Source organism: Amycolatopsis suaedae (assembly GCF_004214935.1).
Taxonomy (GTDB): domain Bacteria; phylum Actinomycetota; class Actinomycetes; order Mycobacteriales; family Pseudonocardiaceae; genus Amycolatopsis; species Amycolatopsis suaedae.
This window is the reverse complement of the sequence record NZ_SFCC01000001.1, coordinates 195,048-212,987: the sequence shown is the minus strand read 5'-3', so window position 1 is coordinate 212,987 and position 17,940 is coordinate 195,048. Positions and strand designations below refer to the sequence as shown.

17 protein-coding genes are annotated in these 17,940 nt (G+C 71.6%); 8 read left to right on the top strand and 9 right to left on the bottom strand.

Annotated elements, in window-relative coordinates; translation table 11 throughout:
* Nucleotides 1-13: 13 nt before the first annotated feature.
* Nucleotides 14-1,153, top strand: coding sequence for a lycopene cyclase family protein (locus EWH70_RS01035; protein WP_130473282.1), 1,140 nt, complete (start codon nt 14-16; stop codon nt 1,151-1,153).
* On the opposite strand, the gene EWH70_RS01030 is transcribed toward EWH70_RS01035, so the two are convergent.
* Nucleotides 1,116-1,766: a response regulator transcription factor gene (locus EWH70_RS01030; protein ID WP_130473281.1), complete on the bottom strand. Its 651-nt coding sequence runs from the start codon at nt 1,764-1,766 to the stop codon at nt 1,116-1,118. The two genes, EWH70_RS01035 and EWH70_RS01030, sit on opposite strands and share 38 nt — an antisense overlap.
* A complete protein-coding gene (locus EWH70_RS01025; RefSeq protein WP_130473280.1) occupies nt 1,763-2,992 on the bottom strand; it encodes a sensor histidine kinase in 1,230 nt (409 codons plus the stop codon). Before EWH70_RS01025 ends, EWH70_RS01030 begins: the two co-directional genes overlap by 4 nt.
* Before the next feature lie 108 nt (nt 2,993-3,100).
* Between EWH70_RS01025 and EWH70_RS01020 the strand changes: the two genes are divergently transcribed.
* The 3 genes from EWH70_RS01020 to EWH70_RS01010 all read left to right on the top strand — a co-directional run bounded on the left by EWH70_RS01020 (nt 3,101) and on the right by EWH70_RS01010 (nt 6,450).
* Nucleotides 3,101-5,065 (top strand): ABC1 kinase family protein, encoded by a 1,965-nt coding sequence (locus tag EWH70_RS01020; protein WP_130473279.1) that lies wholly within the window; start codon nt 3,101-3,103, stop codon nt 5,063-5,065.
* A gap of 69 nt (nt 5,066-5,134) precedes the next feature.
* The gene (locus EWH70_RS01015; RefSeq protein WP_130473278.1) at nt 5,135-5,488 is read left to right on the top strand and encodes a GntR family transcriptional regulator; all 354 of its coding nucleotides are present in this window, start codon (nt 5,135-5,137) and stop codon (nt 5,486-5,488) included.
* Nucleotides 5,485-6,450 (top strand): hypothetical protein, encoded by a 966-nt coding sequence (locus EWH70_RS01010; protein WP_130473277.1) that lies wholly within the window; start codon nt 5,485-5,487, stop codon nt 6,448-6,450. Before EWH70_RS01015 ends, EWH70_RS01010 begins: the two co-directional genes overlap by 4 nt.
* 84 nt (nt 6,451-6,534) lie before the next feature.
* On the opposite strand, the gene EWH70_RS01005 is transcribed toward EWH70_RS01010, so the two are convergent.
* The 7 genes from EWH70_RS01005 to EWH70_RS00975 are packed head-to-tail and all read right to left on the bottom strand — an operon-like array spanning nt 6,535 to nt 12,925.
* Nucleotides 6,535-6,930, bottom strand: coding sequence for a metal-sulfur cluster assembly factor (locus EWH70_RS01005; RefSeq protein WP_130473276.1), 396 nt, complete (start codon nt 6,928-6,930; stop codon nt 6,535-6,537).
* Nucleotides 6,927-7,385 (bottom strand): Fe-S cluster assembly sulfur transfer protein SufU, encoded by a 459-nt coding sequence (gene sufU, locus EWH70_RS01000; RefSeq protein WP_130473275.1) that lies wholly within the window; start codon nt 7,383-7,385, stop codon nt 6,927-6,929. Before sufU ends, EWH70_RS01005 begins: the two co-directional genes overlap by 4 nt.
* Nucleotides 7,386-7,388: 3 nt before the next feature.
* The gene (locus EWH70_RS00995; RefSeq protein WP_130473274.1) at nt 7,389-8,678 is read right to left on the bottom strand and encodes a cysteine desulfurase; all 1,290 of its coding nucleotides are present in this window, start codon (nt 8,676-8,678) and stop codon (nt 7,389-7,391) included.
* 52 nt (nt 8,679-8,730) lie between these two features.
* Entirely contained in the window at nt 8,731-9,495 is a 765-nt protein-coding gene (sufC, locus tag EWH70_RS00990; protein WP_130473273.1) for a Fe-S cluster assembly ATPase SufC, read from the bottom strand.
* A gap of 40 nt (nt 9,496-9,535) precedes the next feature.
* Nucleotides 9,536-10,708, bottom strand: a complete 1,173-nt coding sequence (gene sufD / locus EWH70_RS00985; protein WP_130473272.1) for a Fe-S cluster assembly protein SufD — start codon at nt 10,706-10,708, stop codon at nt 9,536-9,538.
* A gap of 1 nt (nt 10,709) precedes the next feature.
* On the bottom strand, nt 10,710-12,158 hold the full coding sequence (gene sufB, locus EWH70_RS00980; RefSeq protein ID WP_130473271.1) for a Fe-S cluster assembly protein SufB: 1,449 nt from the start codon (nt 12,156-12,158) through the stop codon (nt 10,710-10,712).
* Entirely contained in the window at nt 12,155-12,925 is a 771-nt protein-coding gene (locus EWH70_RS00975; protein ID WP_420809019.1) for a helix-turn-helix transcriptional regulator, read from the bottom strand. Before EWH70_RS00975 ends, sufB begins: the two co-directional genes overlap by 4 nt.
* 132 nt (nt 12,926-13,057) lie before the next feature.
* Here EWH70_RS00975 and mptB point away from each other — a divergent pair, with 132 nt between their 5' ends.
* The 4 genes from mptB to EWH70_RS00955 all read left to right on the top strand — a co-directional run bounded on the left by mptB (nt 13,058) and on the right by EWH70_RS00955 (nt 17,889).
* The gene (gene mptB, locus EWH70_RS00970; protein ID WP_130473667.1) at nt 13,058-14,680 is read left to right on the top strand and encodes a polyprenol phosphomannose-dependent alpha 1,6 mannosyltransferase MptB; all 1,623 of its coding nucleotides are present in this window, start codon (nt 13,058-13,060) and stop codon (nt 14,678-14,680) included.
* Between the two features lie 25 nt (nt 14,681-14,705).
* Complete coding sequence (locus EWH70_RS00965) at nt 14,706-15,632, top strand: ABC transporter ATP-binding protein (RefSeq protein WP_130473269.1); 927 nt, start codon at nt 14,706-14,708, stop codon at nt 15,630-15,632.
* The gene (locus tag EWH70_RS00960) at nt 15,629-16,414 is read left to right on the top strand and encodes an ABC transporter permease (RefSeq protein ID WP_130473268.1); all 786 of its coding nucleotides are present in this window, start codon (nt 15,629-15,631) and stop codon (nt 16,412-16,414) included. Before EWH70_RS00965 ends, EWH70_RS00960 begins: the two co-directional genes overlap by 4 nt.
* A gap of 500 nt (nt 16,415-16,914) precedes the next feature.
* Nucleotides 16,915-17,889, top strand: coding sequence for a COX15/CtaA family protein (locus EWH70_RS00955; protein WP_205668994.1), 975 nt, complete (start codon nt 16,915-16,917; stop codon nt 17,887-17,889).
* Nucleotides 17,890-17,940: the final 51 nt, after the last annotated feature.

Genomic DNA, 17,940 nt, shown 5'->3' with positions numbered 1-17,940 from the left:
AACGTGGGAGCCCGTGACGGACGTGATCGTGGCCGGAGCGGGTCCCGCCGGTGTGGCGCTGGCGGGTGCGTGTGCCCGGCTGGGCCTGGCGACGACGCTGGTCGACCCGGCTCCGCGACGGCCGTGGCCGGCCACCTACGGCCTGTGGCGCGACGAGGTGCCGGACCTGCCCGCGTCCGCCGTCGCCGCGGCGAGCCGGGACGTCGTCGCCACCGCCGTGACCACCCACCGGCTGGACGGCGAGTACCTGATCGCCGACAACGCCGGGCTGCGGCGGTGGCTGAGCCACCCGGAGATCCGGTTCGTCACCGGTCGCCTGGCCGGGGCCGAAGCCGGCCCGGCGGGTGTCACGGTGACGCTGGCGGACGGCCGCCGCCTCGCCGCCGCCGCGGCGTTCGACGCGACCGGCGCCCGCCGGGCGGCCCGCAACCAGACCGCGTACGGCCTCCCGGTGGCCGACGCGGCCGCGCTGACCGGCGGGCACGACGTGGTGTTCATGGACTGGCACCCGGGTCCCCGGCCGGACGGGCTGGCCACCCCGACGTTCCTCTACGCCGTGCCGCTGGGCGAGGGCAGGGTGCTGGTGGAGGAGACCGACCTGGCCGGCGCGCCCGGGCTCGCCCCGGCGGTACTGGCCGGCCGCCTGCGGGCACGGCTCACCGCGGCCGGGATCGCCGCGGCCGGGCCGCCCGAACGGGTCCGCATCCCGCTGGACCTTCCGGCCACGACCCGGGGCGCGGCCGTCCCGTTCGGTGCCGCCGCCGGGCTGGTGCACCCGGCCACGGGCTACAGCCTCGCCACCACGCTGCGCCTGGCGCCCGCCGTCGCGGCCGCCGTAGCCGCGGATCCCGGCGCCGCCAGGACCGCCGCGGCCAGGGTGATCTGGCCACCGGCCGCCCGGGCGGTCCACGCACTGCGCCGGCACGGCCTGGCCGCGCTCACCGCGCTGCCGCCGCGGCGCGTCCCAGAGTTCTTCGAGCTGTTCTTCACGCTGCCCGCGCCACTTCGCCACGCCTACACCGGCGGCAGGGACGACCTGCCGGGCACGGCACGGGCGATGGCCGCGTTGTTCGGCGCGTCGCCGTGGCGGCTGCGCGCGGGGCTGGCGCTGCCGGTCAGGCCGGGTCGACGAAGCCGGACTCGAACGCCCTGATCACCGCCTGCGTGCGGTCACGCGCCCCGAGTTTGCTCAGCACGTTGCCGACGTGGGTCTTCACCGTCTGCACACCGAGGAACAACGTGCCCGCGATCTCCACATTGGACTGCCCGGTGGCCATCAGCCGCAGCACCTCGGCCTCCCGTTCGGTCAGCCCGGCCTTGGCCAGCCGGTCCCGGCCCGAGCCGGGGGTGTTGCGGGCGGCCAGCCTGCGGATCGCCGCGGGGAACAGCAGGGACTCGCCGTGCACGACGGTCTGCACCGCGGAGACGATCTCCTCCGGCCGCGCGCGTTTGAGCAGGAAACCGGACGCGCCGGCGCGCAGCGCGTCGTAGACGTAGTCGTCGTTCTCGAAGGTCGTCACCACGATCACCTTCGGCGGCTGGTCCATTGTGGACATCAGGTGCTCGGTGGCGCGGATCCCGTCGACCGCGGGCATGCGCACGTCCATCAGCACGACGTGCGGCCGCAGTCGCGACACCAGGCCCGGCACCTCGGCGCCGTCCCCGGCCTCGCCGACCACCCGCAGGTCCGGTTCGGAGTCGACGATAGCCCGCAGGCCGGCGCGGATCAGCTGCTCGTCGTCCACCAGCAGCACGTCGATGGTCATGTCGCTGTCCCCCACGGCAGTCGCACCGCGACCTCCCACTGTTCACCCCGTCGGCCGGCACGGTACTCCCCGCGCAGCACGTCGACCCGTTCCGCCATGCCCCGCAGCCCCCGCCCGCCGCGTACCCGGCGCCGCGGCACGTCGGTGGCGGGATTGGTGACCGTCAGCTCCAGCACGTCGGCGCCCACGTCGAGCACCAGCGTGACCGGGACCTTACCGGCGTGCCGCAGGGCGTTGGTCAGGCATTCCTGGACGATGCGGTACGCCTCGCGGGACACCACGGCGGGAACCGCTGCCAGGTCGCCCCGCACGTCGTCGTGCACGGTGGCGCCGGACAGCCGGGTGGCCGACAGCAGCGCGGGCAGTTCGGCGAGCCCGGCCTGCGGCCGGGTCCCCGCCTTCTCGTCGCGCAGCAGGCCCAGCACGTGGTCCAGGTCGTCCAGTGCGGCCCTGGCGGAGTCCTCGATGGCCAGCAGCGACCGTTCGGCTCCGTCGGGGTCGTCGCGCAGAATCCGCCGGGCGGCCCCCGCCTGCAGGGTGACCACGCTGAGCGCGTGCCCGACCGAGTCGTGCAGCTCGCGGGCCAGCCGGTTGCGTTCGGCCAGGCGCTCGGTCCGCTTCTCCAGCTCGGCGATGCGATCGCCCGCCGACACGCCCAGCAGCGCGGCCGCCGCCCTGGCCAGCAGGGCGCCGACCCCCGCGGTGAGGTAGATCAGCGCGACAACGGCGACGACCAGCAGTGCCGGGACCCACACGCCGGGCCAGCCGATGGGCACCTCGAGGCCGTCCGGTGTGCCGATGGCCCATTTGCCGGTGAACACCCCGATGATGCTGAGCACCAGGAACACCGGCACGATCAGGCTGAGGAAGCTCACGATGCCACCGGCCACCACGTGCAGCAGGAACATCGCGCCGGACCGCAGCCGTACCGACCAGCTCCCGGCGGGGCCGAACGTCACGCCGGGCACCGGATCGTCGAGCAGTTCCCGCACGGCCGCGCCCTCCAGCACCCGCACCGCGGGGATGAACGACGTCACCAGCATCACCAGCAGTGCCAGCACGACCCCGATCACCATCGCGGTGTCCACTGTGGCCGCGAGCGGCAGCATCGACGGGACCGCGACGGTGACCAGGATGAGGTAGGGCACCAGCAGGGCACCGCCGAGGATCAGGTAAACCCATCGGCGGTAGGTCGACCGCCTCACCAGCGGGGCCAGCACACGCACCCGACGATCCTCGCAGAAGTCCCTACGGGACGGGTTCCCTCCCGGGAGGGAGCGGTCGCAGACGTCCGAACGAGACTGGCGGTCCGCGGGCGTGCTTGGATTCTGCCCATGCTCTCACCGCTGTTCGCGCTGCTCAGCCTTCCCTTCTACCTCGTCGTGCTGTGGCCGCTCGTCGTCGCGGCCCGTCGCGTGCTCGGTGTTCGCATCGGCGTGGTCAGGGCGCTGGTCGGTGCCGCGATCGGCTGGGCCGTCGGCGTGGGCGCGATGACGGTGCTGCTGAGCCGGATGCAGAACAGTCCCGGTGCGTTCGCCGCGTTGATCATCCCCATCGCGGGCAGTGCGCTGCTGGCGACGATGATCTTCCTGTTCCTCGCGGAGATGGCCGTGCCCAGCGGCACGGCCCTCGGGCCGATCGCGCGGCTGCGGTCGCTGCGGCGCAGGGTGGCGCGGGCACGGCGGTACTCGCAGATCAGCCGGATCGCCGTGCGGCACGGGCTGGGCCCGTACCTGGTCGGCCGCCGCGACCCGGAGATCTCCGGCAGGCAGGCCACGCTGGCCCGGTCGCTGCGCAAGGCGCTCGAGGAAGGCGGGGTCACGTTCGTCAAACTCGGTCAGCTGCTGTCCACCCGGCCCGATCTGCTGGCGCCGCCGTTCATCGAGGAGCTGAGCCGGCTGCAGGACCAGGTGTCGCGCGTGCCGGCCGAGCGGATCGAGGAGGTGCTGCGTGACGAGCTGGGCGCGGGCTCGGCCGAGCTGTTCGCCGAGTTCGACCCGGTGCCGCTCGCGGCGGCCTCGATCGCGCAGGTGCACCGGGCGCGGCTGCGCTCCGGCGAGGACGTGGTGGTCAAGGTGCAGCGGCCGGACGTCCGCCAGGTCGTGGAACGCGACCTGGACATCGTCGGCCGGGTCGCGGCGTCGCTGAACTCGCGTGCCGCCTGGGCCCGTTCGCTGGGCGTGGTGGAGCTGGCCGAGGGGTTCGCCGTGGCACTGGTCGAGGAGCTGGACTTCCGGGTCGAGGCCCGCAACATCGCCGCGGTGACCGCGGCCTACCCGGACGGCGCCGTGGCGCTGCCCCGGGTGCACCAGAACCTGTCCACCGAGCGGGTGCTGGTGATGGACCGGCTCGACGGCGTCCCGCTCGGCAGCGCGCGGCCGGAGGACGGGCAGCGGGAGCCGTTGGCCCGCTCGCTGCTGGACTGCCTGCTGCGGCAGGTGATGCTGCACGGCGTGTTCCACGCGGACCCGCACCCCGGCAACGTGCTGCTGCTGGCCGACGGGCGGCTCGGCCTGCTCGACTTCGGCTCGGTCGGCAGGCTGGACGCCGGGTTGCGCTCCGGGTTGAACCGCCTGCTGCTGGCCATCGACCGAGGCGACCCGGGTGCGTTGCGCGACGGGCTGCTCGACGTCGTCGACCGGCCGGACGAGATCGACGAGCAGCGGCTGGAACGGGCGCTGGGCGCGCTGGTCGCCAAGCATTTCAGCCACGGGCAGGCGCCGGACGTCGAGTTGTTCACCGACCTGTTCCGGGTGATCGCCGAGTTCCGGCTGGCCGTGCCGCCGCCGGTCGCGGCCGTGTTCCGCGCGCTGGCGACGATGGAGGGCACGCTGGCGATGCTGGCGCCCGGGTTCAACATCATGGTCGAGTCGCGGCAGTTCGCCACGGCACGCGTCGGCGAGAAGATGCGGCCGGACTCGGCCGGTCAGGTCGCGCGGGACGAGTTGCTGGCCATGCTGCCGGTGCTGCGCGGGCTACCGCGGCGGATCGACCGGATCACCGGGGCGCTGGAGCAGGGCAGGCTGTCGGTCAACGTCCGGCTGCTGGCCGACGAGCGTGACCGCGGCGTCGTCACCGGATGGCTGCACGAGGTGCTGCTGGCGTTCGCGGGCGCCACCACCGGCCTGATGGCGGCGCTGCTGCTGGCCGGCAGCGGCGGGCCGAACGTGCTGCCGGACCTGCCGCTCAACCACGTGTTCGGCTACAACCTGCTGGTGATCAGCGCGCTGGTCGGCCTTCGGCTGCTGTTCGTGGTCTTCCGCGGGCAACGTCGGCAGGCGTCCCGGACGGTGGAGTGACCTCAAAGCGGTGCCGTATAGGCCGTTATACATTTGACTCAATGCTGATTATTCTATAAACAATAGAACATGTTGTTCCGCGTCGACCCGTCCAGCTCCGTACCGCTCGTCGAGCAGATCAGCGGCAACGTCCGCCAGCACCTGGTCAATGGGACCATCACCACCGGTGACCGGCTCCCCGCCGCCCGGGAACTCGCCGACTCGCTGGGGGTCAACATGCACACGGTGCTCAAGGCGTACGCCGCGCTGCGAGACGAGGGGCTGCTGGAGCTGCGCCGGGGCCGGGGTGCGGTGATCACCGCCACTCATCCTGCCGACAGTGCCCGAATGTCCGCGGCACTGCGGGAAGTGGCGGACGCGGCCCGGCGCATGGGCCTCGGCGCCGACGACGTCGTCCAACTCGTGCGAAAGGCGTTGCCATGAACGTTCGCTGGCTCACCGGCCTGGTCCTGCTGCCCGCGATCAGCATCGGTACCGGCAGCACGCTGGCACTGGTCTGGCGCTCACGCCTTCCCGCTACCCTCCCCCAACGCGGGAGCGCGGGAACCGGGCAACCCGTCGTCGGCACGATATCGGTCGACTCCGTCTCCGTCGGACTACTGGGCACCGCGATCGCGGTGTGGCTGCTCGGCGCCACGATCTTCTTACTGAATAAACACTTCCGCGCCGCGGTGCTGCCGACCGTCCTGGTGGTCACCACCGTTCTGCCGTTGGCCCTGCTGGCAATCCTGGCACCGGCGCTGGACGCCACCAGCCCCGAGCAGGTGGGCCCGCCGTCGCTGATGCTGCTGGCCGCGGTGCCGCTCGCGATCGTGCTCGCGCTCGCCGTTGGCCTGCTGCTCGCCGGAACCGAGGTACCAGACCTTCCGGCCGCCGGTCCCCTGCCCGCCGGCGCGGCCGTGACACCGATTGGCGCCGGAGAACGAGTGCTGTGGTCGGAGCGCCAGCCGGTCTGGATCTACCGATGGCTCGCCGCGGCGCTGACCCTCGGCGGGGTCGTGGCCACGGCGGTACTGAGTATCATGCTCGGTCCGTTGATCGGGCTGGCAGGCGTCGCGCCGGTCGTGGCCGCGGTCGCGCTCGAGGCGCTGGGACGCTACTCGTTGCGGGTCGACGAGCACGCCGTCCGTGTGCGGCTCGGCCCGGTGCGGCGGCTCGTCCGGCTGGACACCGTCGAGCGTGCGGACACCGCCGAACTCGACACCGTCACCTGGCTGGTGCGGGGTTCGCTGCGCGGCTTGGCTTCCGGGATGTCCGTGCTGTGGCCGGGGCGGGTGCTGCGGCTGACGTTGTCCGACGGCAGCACAACATGGCTGACCTGCCGCGCACCGGACACCGTCGCGGGCCTGATCAACGGCTTGCGCGCACGCGGACCGGTCGGCTGACGGTCCACAAGCACGTGAAGGCCACCTTCATCACGTGAGACGTAATGAAGGTGGCCTTCACGTGCTTGGGCCAGCCGGGAGGAGCTACACCGTGAAGCCGAGGGCGCGCAGCTGCTCGCGGCCGTCCTCGGTGATCTTCTCCGGGCCCCACGGGGGCATCCACACCCAGTTGATCCGGAAGTCCTTCACCAGACCCGCGCCGCCGGTCAGCGCCGCCGCGGTCTGGTCCTCGATGACGTCGGTCAGCGGGCAGGCCGCCGAGGTCAGCGTCATGTCCAGGGTCGCCGTGTTGTCCGGCTCCACCCGGATGTCGTACACCAGTCCGAGGTCCACCACGTTGATGCCGAGCTCCGGGTCGACCACGTCACGCATGGCCTCCTCCAGGTCCTCGACCTTGGCGACGTCGGCGGACGGCTCGGCCTGCTCCGGCAGGTCGGCCGCCGTGCGTCCCTCCCGGTGGTCCGCTGTCGTCTCGCTCATGAAGCCTCTCCGTTCCGGCGGTTCGCTTCGGTCCTGGTCAGCGCGTCCTTGAAGGCCATCCACCCGAGCAGGGCGCACTTGACCCTGGCCGGGTACTTCGCCACGCCAGCGAAGGCGACGGCGTCCTCGAGCACGTCCTCGTCCGGCTCGACCTGACCCCGTCCCTGCATCAGCTCGACGAAGGCCTCCATGGTGGACATCGCCTCGTCCACGGTGTGCCCCACGACGAGATCCGTCAACACCGACGCCGACGCCTGGCTGATCGAGCAGCCCTGCCCCTCGTAGGACACGTCGCCGACCTTGTCACCGTCCAGCGACACCCGCAGCGTCACCTCGTCGCCGCAGGTCGGGTTCACCTGGAACGACTCGGCGTCGAACGGGTCACGCAGACCGCGGCCGTGCGGGTTCTTGTAGTGGTCCAGGATGATCTCCTGGTACATGCTCTCCAGCTGCACGGCTCAGGCCACCCCGAAGAAACGCTGCGCCTCGCGGACACCGGCCACCAGGGCGTCCACCTCGCTGAGGTCGTTGTACAGATAGAACGACGCGCGCACGGTCGCCGGGACACCCATCCGGCGGTGCAGCGGCCAGGCACAGTGGTGGCCGACCCGCACCGCGACGCCCAGGCTGTCCAGCACCTGGCCGGCGTCGTGCGGGTGCACGCCGTCGATCACGAACGACACGGCACCACCACGGTCGGCCGAGTCGGCGGGGCCGATGATCCGCACCCCGTCGATCTCGCCGAGCCCGGCCAGCGCCGCCTCGGTGAGCGCGTGCTCGTGCGCGGCGATCCGGTCCATGCCGACGGCCGACAGGTACTCGACGGCCGCGCCCAGGCCGACGGCCTGCGAGGTCATCGGCGAACCGGCCTCGAACCGCTGCGGCGGCGGCGCGAACGTCGAGCCCTCCATGCGGACCAGCTCGATCATCGAACCGCCGGTGATGAACGGCGGCATGGCCTCCAGCAGCTCACGGCGGCCGTAGAGCACGCCGATGCCGGACGGGCCGAGCATCTTGTGCCCGGAGAACACCGCGAAGTCCACACCGGACCCGGCGAAGTCCACCGGCATGTGCGGAACCGACTGGCAGGCGTCGGCCAGCGTCAGCGCGCCGACCGACTTCGCCTTGCGCACCAGCGTTTCCAGCGGGTTGACCGTGCCGAGCACATTTGACTGGTGGGTGAACGCCACCAGCTTGGTCCGCTCGGTGATCAGGCTGTCCACATCGGACAGATCGAGCCTGCCGTCGTCGGTGACCCCGAACCAGCGCAGCGTGGCACCGGTGCGCTGACACAGCTGCTGCCACGGCACCAGGTTGGCGTGGTGCTCCATCTCGGTGATGACGATCTCGTCGCCGGGACCGATCCGGAACCGCTCCGCCTCCTCGCCCGAGGTGGCGGAGTTGCTCATCGCGTAGGCGACCAGGTTGAAGCCCTCGGTGGCGTTCTTCGTGAACACCAGCTCACCGGGGGTGGCGCCGACGAACTCGGCGATGCGCACCCTGGCGCCCTCGTAGGCGTCGGTGGACTCCTCGGCGAGCTGGTGCGCGCCGCGGTGCACCGCCGCGTTGGAGGTCTCCAGGAAGCGCCGCTCGGCGTCGAGCACCTGCAGCGGACGCTGCGAGGTCGCCCCGGAGTCCAGGTACACCAGTGGTTTGCCGTCCCGCACGGTGCGGGCCAGGATCGGGAAGTCGCCGCGCACGGCGCCGACGTCCAGTGGGACAGAGCCGGCTGACGTGGTGGTGGTCATCGCGCCAACTCCTCTCGTGCTGTGGTGGTGGACTCCGGGGTGACCCGCGAACTCAGACCGCGGCCTCGGCCTTGACGTACTTGACGTAGCCGTTCTCCTCGAGCTCGTCAGCGAGTTCAACACCGCCGGACTCGACGATCTTCCCGCCGGCGAACACGTGCACGTAGTCCGGGGTGATGTGCTTGAGGATCCGGGTGTAGTGCGTGATCAGCATGACGCCGACCTCGTTGTTCGCCTTGTAGTCGTTGACGCCCTGCGAGACCACGCGCAGCGCGTCGACGTCCAGGCCCGAGTCGGTCTCGTCCAGCACGGCGAACTTCGGCTTGAGCAGCGCCAGCTGCAGGATCTCGTGACGCTTCTTCTCACCGCCGGAGAAGCCCTCGTTCACGCTGCGCTCGGCGAACTCGGCGGAGATGTCGAGCTTGCCCATCTCCTCCTTGACCTCCTTGACCCAGTGGCGCAGCTTGGGTGCCTCGCCACGGATCGCGGTGGCCGCGGTGCGCAGGAAGTTCGACATGGACACGCCGGGCACCTCGACCGGGTACTGCATGGCGAGGAACAGGCCGGCGCGGGCACGCTCGTCGACGCTCATCTCCAGCACGTCCTCGCCGTCGAGCAGGACCTGGCCGGAGGTCACCTCGTACTTGGGGTGGCCGGCGATCGCGTAGGACAGGGTGGACTTGCCCGAGCCGTTGGGCCCCATGATGGCGTGCGTCTCACCGGAACGGATGGTGAGGTTGACGCCCTTGAGGATCTCCTTGGCACCCTCCTCGGTCGTGACCGAGGCGTGCAGGTCCTTGATTTCCAGTGTTGCCATGGGTTTGCTTCGTTCTCCTGGGTGGACGGGAAAGTTCGGGTCAGGCGCCGACGGCCTGGAGTTCGGCTTCGATCGCGGCTTCCAGGCGCTCACGCACCTCGGGAACGCCGATCTTCACCAGGATCTCGTGGAAGAACCCGCGCACGACCAGCCTGCGCGCCTGCTCCTCGGCGATCCCGCGCGACTGCAGGTAGAACAGCTGCTCGTCGTCGAACCGCCCGGTGGCGCTGGCGTGGCCCGCGCCCTCGATCTCGCCGGTCTCGATCTCCAGGTTGGGCACCGAGTCCGCGCGGGCACCCTCGGTCAGCACCAGGTTCCGGTTGAGCTCGTAGGTATCGGTGGCCTCGGCGGCCGCGCGGATCAGCACGTCGCCGATCCACACCGCGTGCGCGTCGTCGCCCTGCAGCGCGCCCTTGTACATGACGTTGGACTTGCAGTGCGGCACGGCGTGGTCGACGAACAGCCGGTGCTCCTGGTGCTGCCCCGCGTCGGCGAAGTACAGGCCCAGCAGCTCGACCTCGCCGCCCGGCTGGGCGAACGTCGCGGTCGGCGACACCCGGACCAGGTTGCCGCCGAGGGTGACCACGGTGTGCTTGAGCACGGCGTCGCGGCCGACCTTCAGGTGCTGCTCGGACACGTGCACCGCGTCGTCGGCCCAGTCCTGCACCGACACCACGGTGACCTTCGCCGAGTCGCCGATCACGAACTCCACGTTGTCGGCGTAGGTGCCCGACCCGGTGTGGTCGAGGATGATCACGGCCTCCGCGAACGCCTCCGCGCGCACCTGCAGGTGCCCGTAGGCGACCTTGCCCTCGCCGGGGCCGGTCAGGCGCAGCACGCTCGGCCTGGACGCCTTGGTCTCCTTCGGCACCGTCACCACCGTCGCCTTGGCGAAGGCCGTGTAGGCCTGCGCGGCGATGCGGTCGCTGGGCACGCCGGCGGCGCCGAGCCGCTCGTCGTCGCGGCCCACGGTCTCGACGGTGACCTCGGGGGCCACGTCGGCCTCCACGACCAGTTCCCCGTCGGCGACGGCGGTGCCGTCGTGCAGCCCCCGCAGCCGCTTCATCGGCGTGAAGCGCCAGTTCTCCTCGCGCCCGCCCGGGACCTCGAAGGCCTCGACGTCGTAGGAGGCGAACCGCTCCGCCCGGGAGGCGGCCGGGACGACCGACTCCCGCGCGGCGGCGGACACGTTGTTCTCAGTAGTAGCCGTCATGTCAGCCGACGGACCCTTCCATCTGCAGCTCGATCAGTCGGTTCAGCTCCAGCGCGTACTCCATCGGCAGCTCGCGCGCGATCGGCTCGACGAACCCGCGCACCACCATGGCCATCGCCTCTTCCTCGGTGAGGCCGCGCGACATCAGGTAGAACAGCTGGTCCTCGCTGACCTTGGACACCGTGGCCTCGTGGCCCATGGACACCTCGTCGTTGCGGATGTCCACGTACGGGTAGGTGTCCGAGCGCGAGATCGTGTCGACCAGCAGCGCGTCGCACACCACGCTGGAACGCGAGTGGTGTGCCCGCTTGGCGACCTTCACCAGGCCGCGGTACGAGGTCCGGCCACCGCCGCGGGCGACCGACTTCGACACGACCGTCGACGAGGTGTACGGAGCCAGGTGCTCCATCTTCGCGCCGGCGTCCTGGTGCTGGCCCTCACCGGCGAACGCGACGGAGAGCACCTCGCCCTTGGCGTGCTCGCCCATCAGGAACACCGACGGGTACTTCATGGTGACCTTGGAGCCGATGTTGCCGTCGACCCACTCCATGGTGGCGCCCTCTTCGGCCTTGGCACGCTTGGTCACCAGGTTGTAGACGTTGTTCGACCAGTTCTGGATGGTCGTGTAACGGCAGCGGCCGCCCTTCTTCACGATGATCTCGACGACCGCCGAGTGCAGCGAGTCCGACTGGTAGATCGGCGCCGTGCAGCCCTCGACGTAGTGGACGTAGGCGTCCTCGTCGACGATGATCAGCGTCCGCTCGAACTGGCCCATGTTCTCGGTGTTGATCCGGAAGTAGGCCTGCAGCGGGATGTCCACGTGGACGCCCTTGGGCACGTAGATGAACGAGCCACCCGACCACACCGCGGTGTTCAGCGCGGAGAACTTGTTGTCACCGGCCGGGATGACCGAGCCGAAGTACTCCTTGAACAGCTCCGGGTGCTCACGCAGGCCGGTGTCGGTGTCCAGGAAGATCACGCCCTGGGCCTCCAGGTCCTCGCGGATCTGGTGGTAGACGACCTCGGACTCGTACTGCGCCGCGACACCGGCGACCAGCCGCTGCTTCTCCGCCTCGGGGATGCCCAGCTTGTCGTAGGTGTTCTTGATGTCCTCGGGCAGGTCCTCCCAGCTGGTGGCCTGCTTCTCGGTGGAGCGCACGAAGTACTTGATGTTGTCGAAGTCGATCCCCGACAGGTCGGCACCCCAGTTGGGCATCGGCTTGCGCTCGAACAACTTCAGCGCCTTCAGGCGCGTCTCGCGCATCCACTCCGGCTCGGACTTCTTCGCCGAGATGTCGGTGACGACGTCCTCGTTGAGCCCACGCCGGGCACTGGCACCGGCCTCGTCGGAGTCGGCCCAGCCGAACGCGTACCTGCCCAGCGAGTCGATCGTCTCTTCCTGGGTCATGGGCGCGGTGGTGGGAGTGCGCTGCTCGGCAGCGGCAGTCATGCGGGTGTCCCTCCGTTCGGGGGTGGTGCTTCGTTACCGCGCGGATGATCCGCCGGCACGTGTGTGGTGCACGCGGTGTCGCCACGTGCGATGGTCGCCAGCCGCTGCACGTGGGTGCCCAGCAGCCGGGCGAACGCCTCGGTCTCGGCCTCGCACAGCTGTGGGAACTCGGCGGCGACGTGCGCCACCGGGCAGTGGTGCTGGCACAGCTGCTCGCCGGCGCCGACCTGGCGGGTCGACGCAGCGTATCCCTCCCTGGTCAGGGCCGTGGCGAGGGCCTCCGCCCTGGCCGCGGGCTCACTGAGCTGGGTGACGGCGTCGCGGTGGGGTTCCACCAGCGCCGCGACCCTGCGCTCGGCGAACGCCCGGACGGCCTCCTCGCCCGCGTGCTCGGCGAGGAACCGCACGGCCGAGACCGCGAGGTCGTCGTAGGCGTGCCCGAACCGGGCGCGCCCGGTGTCGGTCAGCCGGAACATCTTGGCCGGGCGACCCCGGCCACGCGGGCCGCGCCGGGGCGCGTCCAGCGTCTCGGCCTCGCCGTCGGACAGCAGTGCGTCGAGGTGCCTGCGCACCGCCGTGGGACTGATCCCGAGCCGGGCGGCGACCGCCGCGGCCGTGATCGGCCCCTCCTCCAGCAGCAGGCGGGCCACCTCGTGGCGGGTCCGCCCGTCCGCCCCGGCCTGGGCGGGAACACTGGGCATACCGAGGTCGGCGGCACCACGCCGCGGCGCGGCGTCGTGCTGCTGATCGGCCTCGGTCTTTTTCACAACACAAGTGTGTCGTATTTACTCCGGCGGGGCAAAGGGACCCCGGTTGTGCGTGACCGGCATCACGGCGGACCCGGAGTCGATACGCTTCCGCTCGTGGTACTTGGCGAGAAGCGAGCGCAGCAGGAACCGGTGCCGGAAGCCGGTGGGCGCCCGGTGGTGTCCCCGGTGTACCCGGGCGACGCCGCCCCGCTGGACGCCGCGGAGCAGCGCACGCTGACCATCGTGCGCCGGTTCGGCATCGTCGGCGCCCTGATGCTGGCGTTCGGCTCGCTCGGCGCCAGCGCCGCCCCGGTGATCAACCCGGTGCTGGAGATCCCCGTGCTGCGGCTGTTCGCCCGCATCCCGACGGTCTCGCTGGCACTGGCGGCCATCGGCATGTTCATGATGGTGATCGCCTGGCTGTGGATCGGCCGGTTCGCCAAGCCCGGCCGCGAGCGGCTGGCCACCCCCCGCCAGCTGCACCGCACGCTGGTCATGTGGTGCACTCCCCTGCTGATCATCCCGCCGCTGTTCTCCCGGGACGTCTACAGCTACCTGGCCCAGGGCGAGATCGTGCGCCGCGGCATGGACCCGTACACCCTCGGCCCGGCCGACGCGCTCGGCGTCGCCGACCCGTTCACCGCGGGCGTGTCCAACATGTGGAAGGACACCCCGGCGCCCTACGGCCCGCTGTTCCTGCGGGTGGGCAGCTGGCTGTCCAGCATCGTCGGCAACGAGATCCCCACCGGGATCCTGGTCCAGCGGGCACTGGCGCTGGTCGGGGTGGCGCTGATCGTCTGGGCGCTGCCCAAGCTCGCCACCCGCTTCGGCGTGCAGCCGGCGACCGCGCTGTGGCTGGGCGCGCTCAACCCGCTGGTGTCGTTCCACCTGGTGGCCGGGATCCACAACGAGGCGCTGGCCATCGGCCTGATGCTGGCCGGGCTGGAACTGGCCCTGCGCAGGCTGCCGTACCGGGTGTCCGGGGACAGCCCGCCGCCGCTGGCACAGGGCGAGCTGGCCTACCTGATCCTCGGCGCGGCGGTGATCTCGGTCGCGGCCATGGTGAAGATCCACGCCGTGGTGGCGCTGGGCTTCCTCGGGGTGATGATCGCCAGGCGCTGGCACAGCCGGATCAGCGACCTGGTGAAGGCGGCGGCGCTGATGAGCGGCGTGTTCGCCGTGGTGACCGTCGTGATCTGCCTGGGCACCGGGCTGGGCTTCGGCTGGATCGGCACGATGGGGACGGCCGGGCTGGTGCGCTCGTTCATCTCGCCGATCGCCGAGCTGGCCAACCTGGGCGGCGTGCTCGGCATCGCGCTGGGCCTGGGCAACCACACCGGCGCGCTGGTGACGATCATCAGCCTGATCGGCTACGCCGCGGCGGGCGCGATCACGCTGAAGTTCCTCTGGGACAGCTTCAAGTGGAAGTACCGGCCGATCATCGGGCTGGGTGTGTCGCTCGGCGCGTTCATGATGCTGCACGTGGCGTTGCAGCCGTGGTGGCTGCTGTGGGCGGTCATCCCGCTGGCCGCCGCCGCGGGCACGTCGCGGTTCCGGGTGGCCGCGACCGTGGTCAGCGTGGCGCTGGCGTTCGTGGCCTTCCCCACCGGCGGCACCTTCGGCGGCCGGATGTTCGTGCCCGTGTCGGCCTACACCGCGGCGGCGATCGTCGTGGTGATCGCGGTGCTGCTGGTGCGCAGGCGCGCGCCGGAGCTGGTTCCCGAGCTGCCGCGCCTGCGCCGCCGGGACAAGGAGCCGGAGCCGAGCGCCTGAACCGCACGCCGTACCCTTGACCGTCGTGAGCGCCCCTGCCGTCGAGATCACCGGTCTGGTGAAGCGGTTCGGATCGACGACCGCCGTCGACGGCCTCGACCTGCGGATGCCCCGGGGCAGCCTGCTCGCCCTGCTGGGCCCCAACGGCGCGGGCAAGACGACCACCGTCGAGGTGTGCGAGGGCTTCCAGCGTCCCGACGCCGGCTCGGTGCGGGTGCTCGGGCTCGACCCGGTCGCCGACGGCGCCCGGCTGCGGGCCCGGATCGGCGTTATGCCGCAGGGCGGCGGCGCCTACCCCGGCGTGCGGGCGGCCGAGATGCTCGGCCTGGTGGCGGCGTGTGCGGCCAGCCCGCTGGACACCGGCTGGCTGCTGGACGTCCTCGGGCTGGCGAAGGTGCGGCGGACGCCGTTCAAGCGGCTGTCCGGCGGGCAGCAGCAGCGGCTGTCGCTGGCCTGCGCGATCGTCGGCAGGCCCGAGCTGGTGTTCCTCGACGAGCCGACCGCGGGCATGGACCCGCAGGCGCGGCGGCTGGTCTGGGATCTGCTGCGGGCGCTGCGGGCCGACGGCGTCAGCGTGCTGCTCACCACCCACCTGATGGAGGAGGCCGAGGCGCTGGCCGACCGGGTGGTGATCGTCGACAACGGCAGGGTCATCGCCGACGGCGCGCCGACCGAGCTGACCGCGGAGCACTCCGAGCAGGCGCAGCTGCGGTTCCGCGCGCGGCCGGGGCTGGACACCGGCCTGCTGAGCGCGGCGCTGCCGGAGGGTTACCTGGTGCGTGAGCCCACGCCGGGCACCTACCGGGTCGCGGGCAAGGTCGACCCGCAGGTGGTGTCGGCGGTCACCTCGTGGTGCGCGCAGCACGGCGTGCTGGCCGAGGAACTGCACGTCGGCAGGCGGGATCTCGAGGAGGTCTTCCTCGAGCTGACGGGACGGACGTTACGGGCATGACCACGTTCGAGGCCGGCACGTTCACCCCGGCGCCAGGGCGCGGGTCGCTGCGGCGGATGCTGCTCGCCCAGGCGCGGACCGAGGTGGCGCTGACGCTGCGGCACGGCGAGCAGCTGCTGCTGACCCTGCTCATCCCGCTGACACTGCTGGTCGGCCTGAGCCTGCTGGACATCCTCCCCGCGTCCCAGCTCGGCGGCGCGTCCACTGTGGACTGGATCACGCCCCGGCTGCTGGCGCTGGCGGTGATGTCGTCGGCGTTCACCGGGCAGGCCATCGCGCTGGGCTTCGACCGCCGCTACGGCGTGCTCAAGCGGCTGGCGGCCACCGCGCTGCCCCGGTGGCTGCTGCTGGCCGGGCGGCTGACCGCGGCGCTGACCGTGGTGGCGGTGCAGGTCGTCGTGCTGGGCGTGGTGGCCGCGCTGCTCGGCTGGTCGCCCGAGCCCGGTGGTGTGGCCGCCGCGGTGCTGCTGCTGGTGTGCGGGACGCTGGCGTTCGGCGCGCTCGGGGTCCTGCTCGGCGGCTCGCTGAAGGCCGAGGCGGTGCTGGCGGTGGCCAACGTCGTGTGGTTCGTGCTGCTGCTGGCTGGCGGGATCCTGCTGGCGCCGGCGACCCTGCCCGGCGTGTTCGGCGACGTCGTCGCCCTGCTGCCGTCGGGCGCGCTGGCCGAGGGCCTGCGGGCGGCGCTGCTGGACGGCAGCTTCGCCGCCGGCCCGCTGCTGACCCTGCTCGTCTGGGCCGCCGCCATCGGCGCCCTGGCCACCCGCACCACCCGCCTGAGCTGACCTCGCCCGGCCGTCCTGCGCCGGTGCCCCCAAGGCCGCGGTGAGTGGTCCCGAGCGTAGAACTCGCGTTCCTGAACGTAGAACTCGCGTGCGTGAGCGCAGAACTCACCATGTGGACGCCGGATCTCACGTGGTGCCGGTCGCCCGCGTGACCGGTCCGTTCGCGCGAGTCCTCCGTTCCCCACCCGCGAGTCGTCCGTTCCGGACCCGCGAGTTGCACGTTCCCGCCCTCCTGGTCCCACTGCCCGGCACGCCAGTTCCAGATAGCGAGACCACCCCGTGGTCGGCTGGCCGAACGGACCGTTCGCGCGACCGCACCGGGCCATTCGGCGCGAGTCTCGTGTTCAGGAACGCGAGTCTCGCCTTCCAGAACGCGAATGACGCGCTCCGGACCACCCGGCTTCGCCGGGACCCTGACGTCTCACGTGATGAAGGTGGCCTTCACGAGCCTTCGGCAACCCGCACGGATCGCGCGGCGGGAGCGCGAATACCATTCGGGGGTGGTCTTGAGCAAGCTGGTCGCCCGTCTGCCGTATCCCTCGCCCGGCGTACAGCGGGCCGTCGCCGTCGCGGCGGTGATCTCCCAGGCGGGCATCGGCGTCACCGGCTCGATCGTGCGGGTCACCGGCTCGGGCCTGGGCTGCCCGACCTGGCCGCAGTGCTTCTCCGGCAGCATGTTCCCGGTCGACCACCCCGAGTACGCCGCGCTCAACCAGTGGATCGAGTTCAGCAACCGCATGCTGTCCGGCGTGCTGGTCGTGGTGTCCGCACTCTGTGTGCTGATGGCCATGCGCATCCAGCAGGCCCACCCGGGCCGCCGCAGGCTCGTCGCGCTGGCCTGGACCATGCCGGGCGGCGTCGTCGCCCAGGCGGTGCTCGGCGGCATCACCGTGCTCAACGACCTGCTCTGGTGGACGGTCGCGCTGCACTTCCTGGCGTCCACCCCGCTGGTGTGGCTGGCCGTGCTGTTCCTGCGCGCGCTGCGCGAGGGCGACGAACCGCCGCGCTGGCTCATCCCGCCGCTGGGGCGCAGGCTGCTGGCCGTCATGGTGGTGCTGCTCGGCGGCATCCTCGCGGCCGGAACCCTGGTCACCGGCGCGGGCCCGCACGGCGGCGACCCGGACACGCCGCGCCTGCAGGCCCCCATCGACACGCTCGTCACCGTCCACAGTGGACTTCTGATCGCCTACCTGATCGCGCTGGCGATCCTCGGCATCCAGTTCGTCCGCGCCGGGGTGCCCGCCGGGCTGTGGCGCCGCTACGGCGTGCTGTGGGTGATCACCCTCGCCCAGGGCGGCCTGGGCTCCCTGCAGTACGCGCTGGGCATCCCCGAGGCACTGGTCTCGCTGCACGTGCTCGGCTCGGCCGTGGTGATCGTCGCCACCGCAGTGCTCTGGTGTGCCGCCCGCGACCGCGGCCCGCTGCCCTACGCCGGCCGTCCCACCGCGGAAGCCGAACTCGCCACTGCCGACTGACAGCCACGCCCCCGTAACGAACCGGACATTCGGTACCGCTACGGTCCCCGC

Coding starts and splice junctions, on each gene's coding strand:
- EWH70_RS01030 (WP_130473281.1), bottom strand. CDS start 1,766: ATGACCATCGACGTGCTGCTGGTGGACGACGAGCAGCTGATCCGCGCC.
- EWH70_RS01020 (WP_130473279.1), top strand. CDS start 3,101: ATGCTCTCACCGCTGTTCGCGCTGCTCAGCCTTCCCTTCTACCTCGTC.
- EWH70_RS01015 (WP_130473278.1), top strand. CDS start 5,135: ATGTTGTTCCGCGTCGACCCGTCCAGCTCCGTACCGCTCGTCGAGCAG.
- EWH70_RS01010 (WP_130473277.1), top strand. CDS start 5,485: ATGAACGTTCGCTGGCTCACCGGCCTGGTCCTGCTGCCCGCGATCAGC.
- EWH70_RS01005 (WP_130473276.1), bottom strand. CDS start 6,930: ATGAGCGAGACGACAGCGGACCACCGGGAGGGACGCACGGCGGCCGAC.
- EWH70_RS00995 (WP_130473274.1), bottom strand. CDS start 8,678: ATGACCACCACCACGTCAGCCGGCTCTGTCCCACTGGACGTCGGCGCC.
- sufC (WP_130473273.1), bottom strand. CDS start 9,495: ATGGCAACACTGGAAATCAAGGACCTGCACGCCTCGGTCACGACCGAG.
- sufD (WP_130473272.1), bottom strand. CDS start 10,708: ATGACGGCTACTACTGAGAACAACGTGTCCGCCGCCGCGCGGGAGTCG.
- sufB (WP_130473271.1), bottom strand. CDS start 12,158: ATGACTGCCGCTGCCGAGCAGCGCACTCCCACCACCGCGCCCATGACC.
- EWH70_RS00960 (WP_130473268.1), top strand. CDS start 15,629: ATGACCACGTTCGAGGCCGGCACGTTCACCCCGGCGCCAGGGCGCGGG.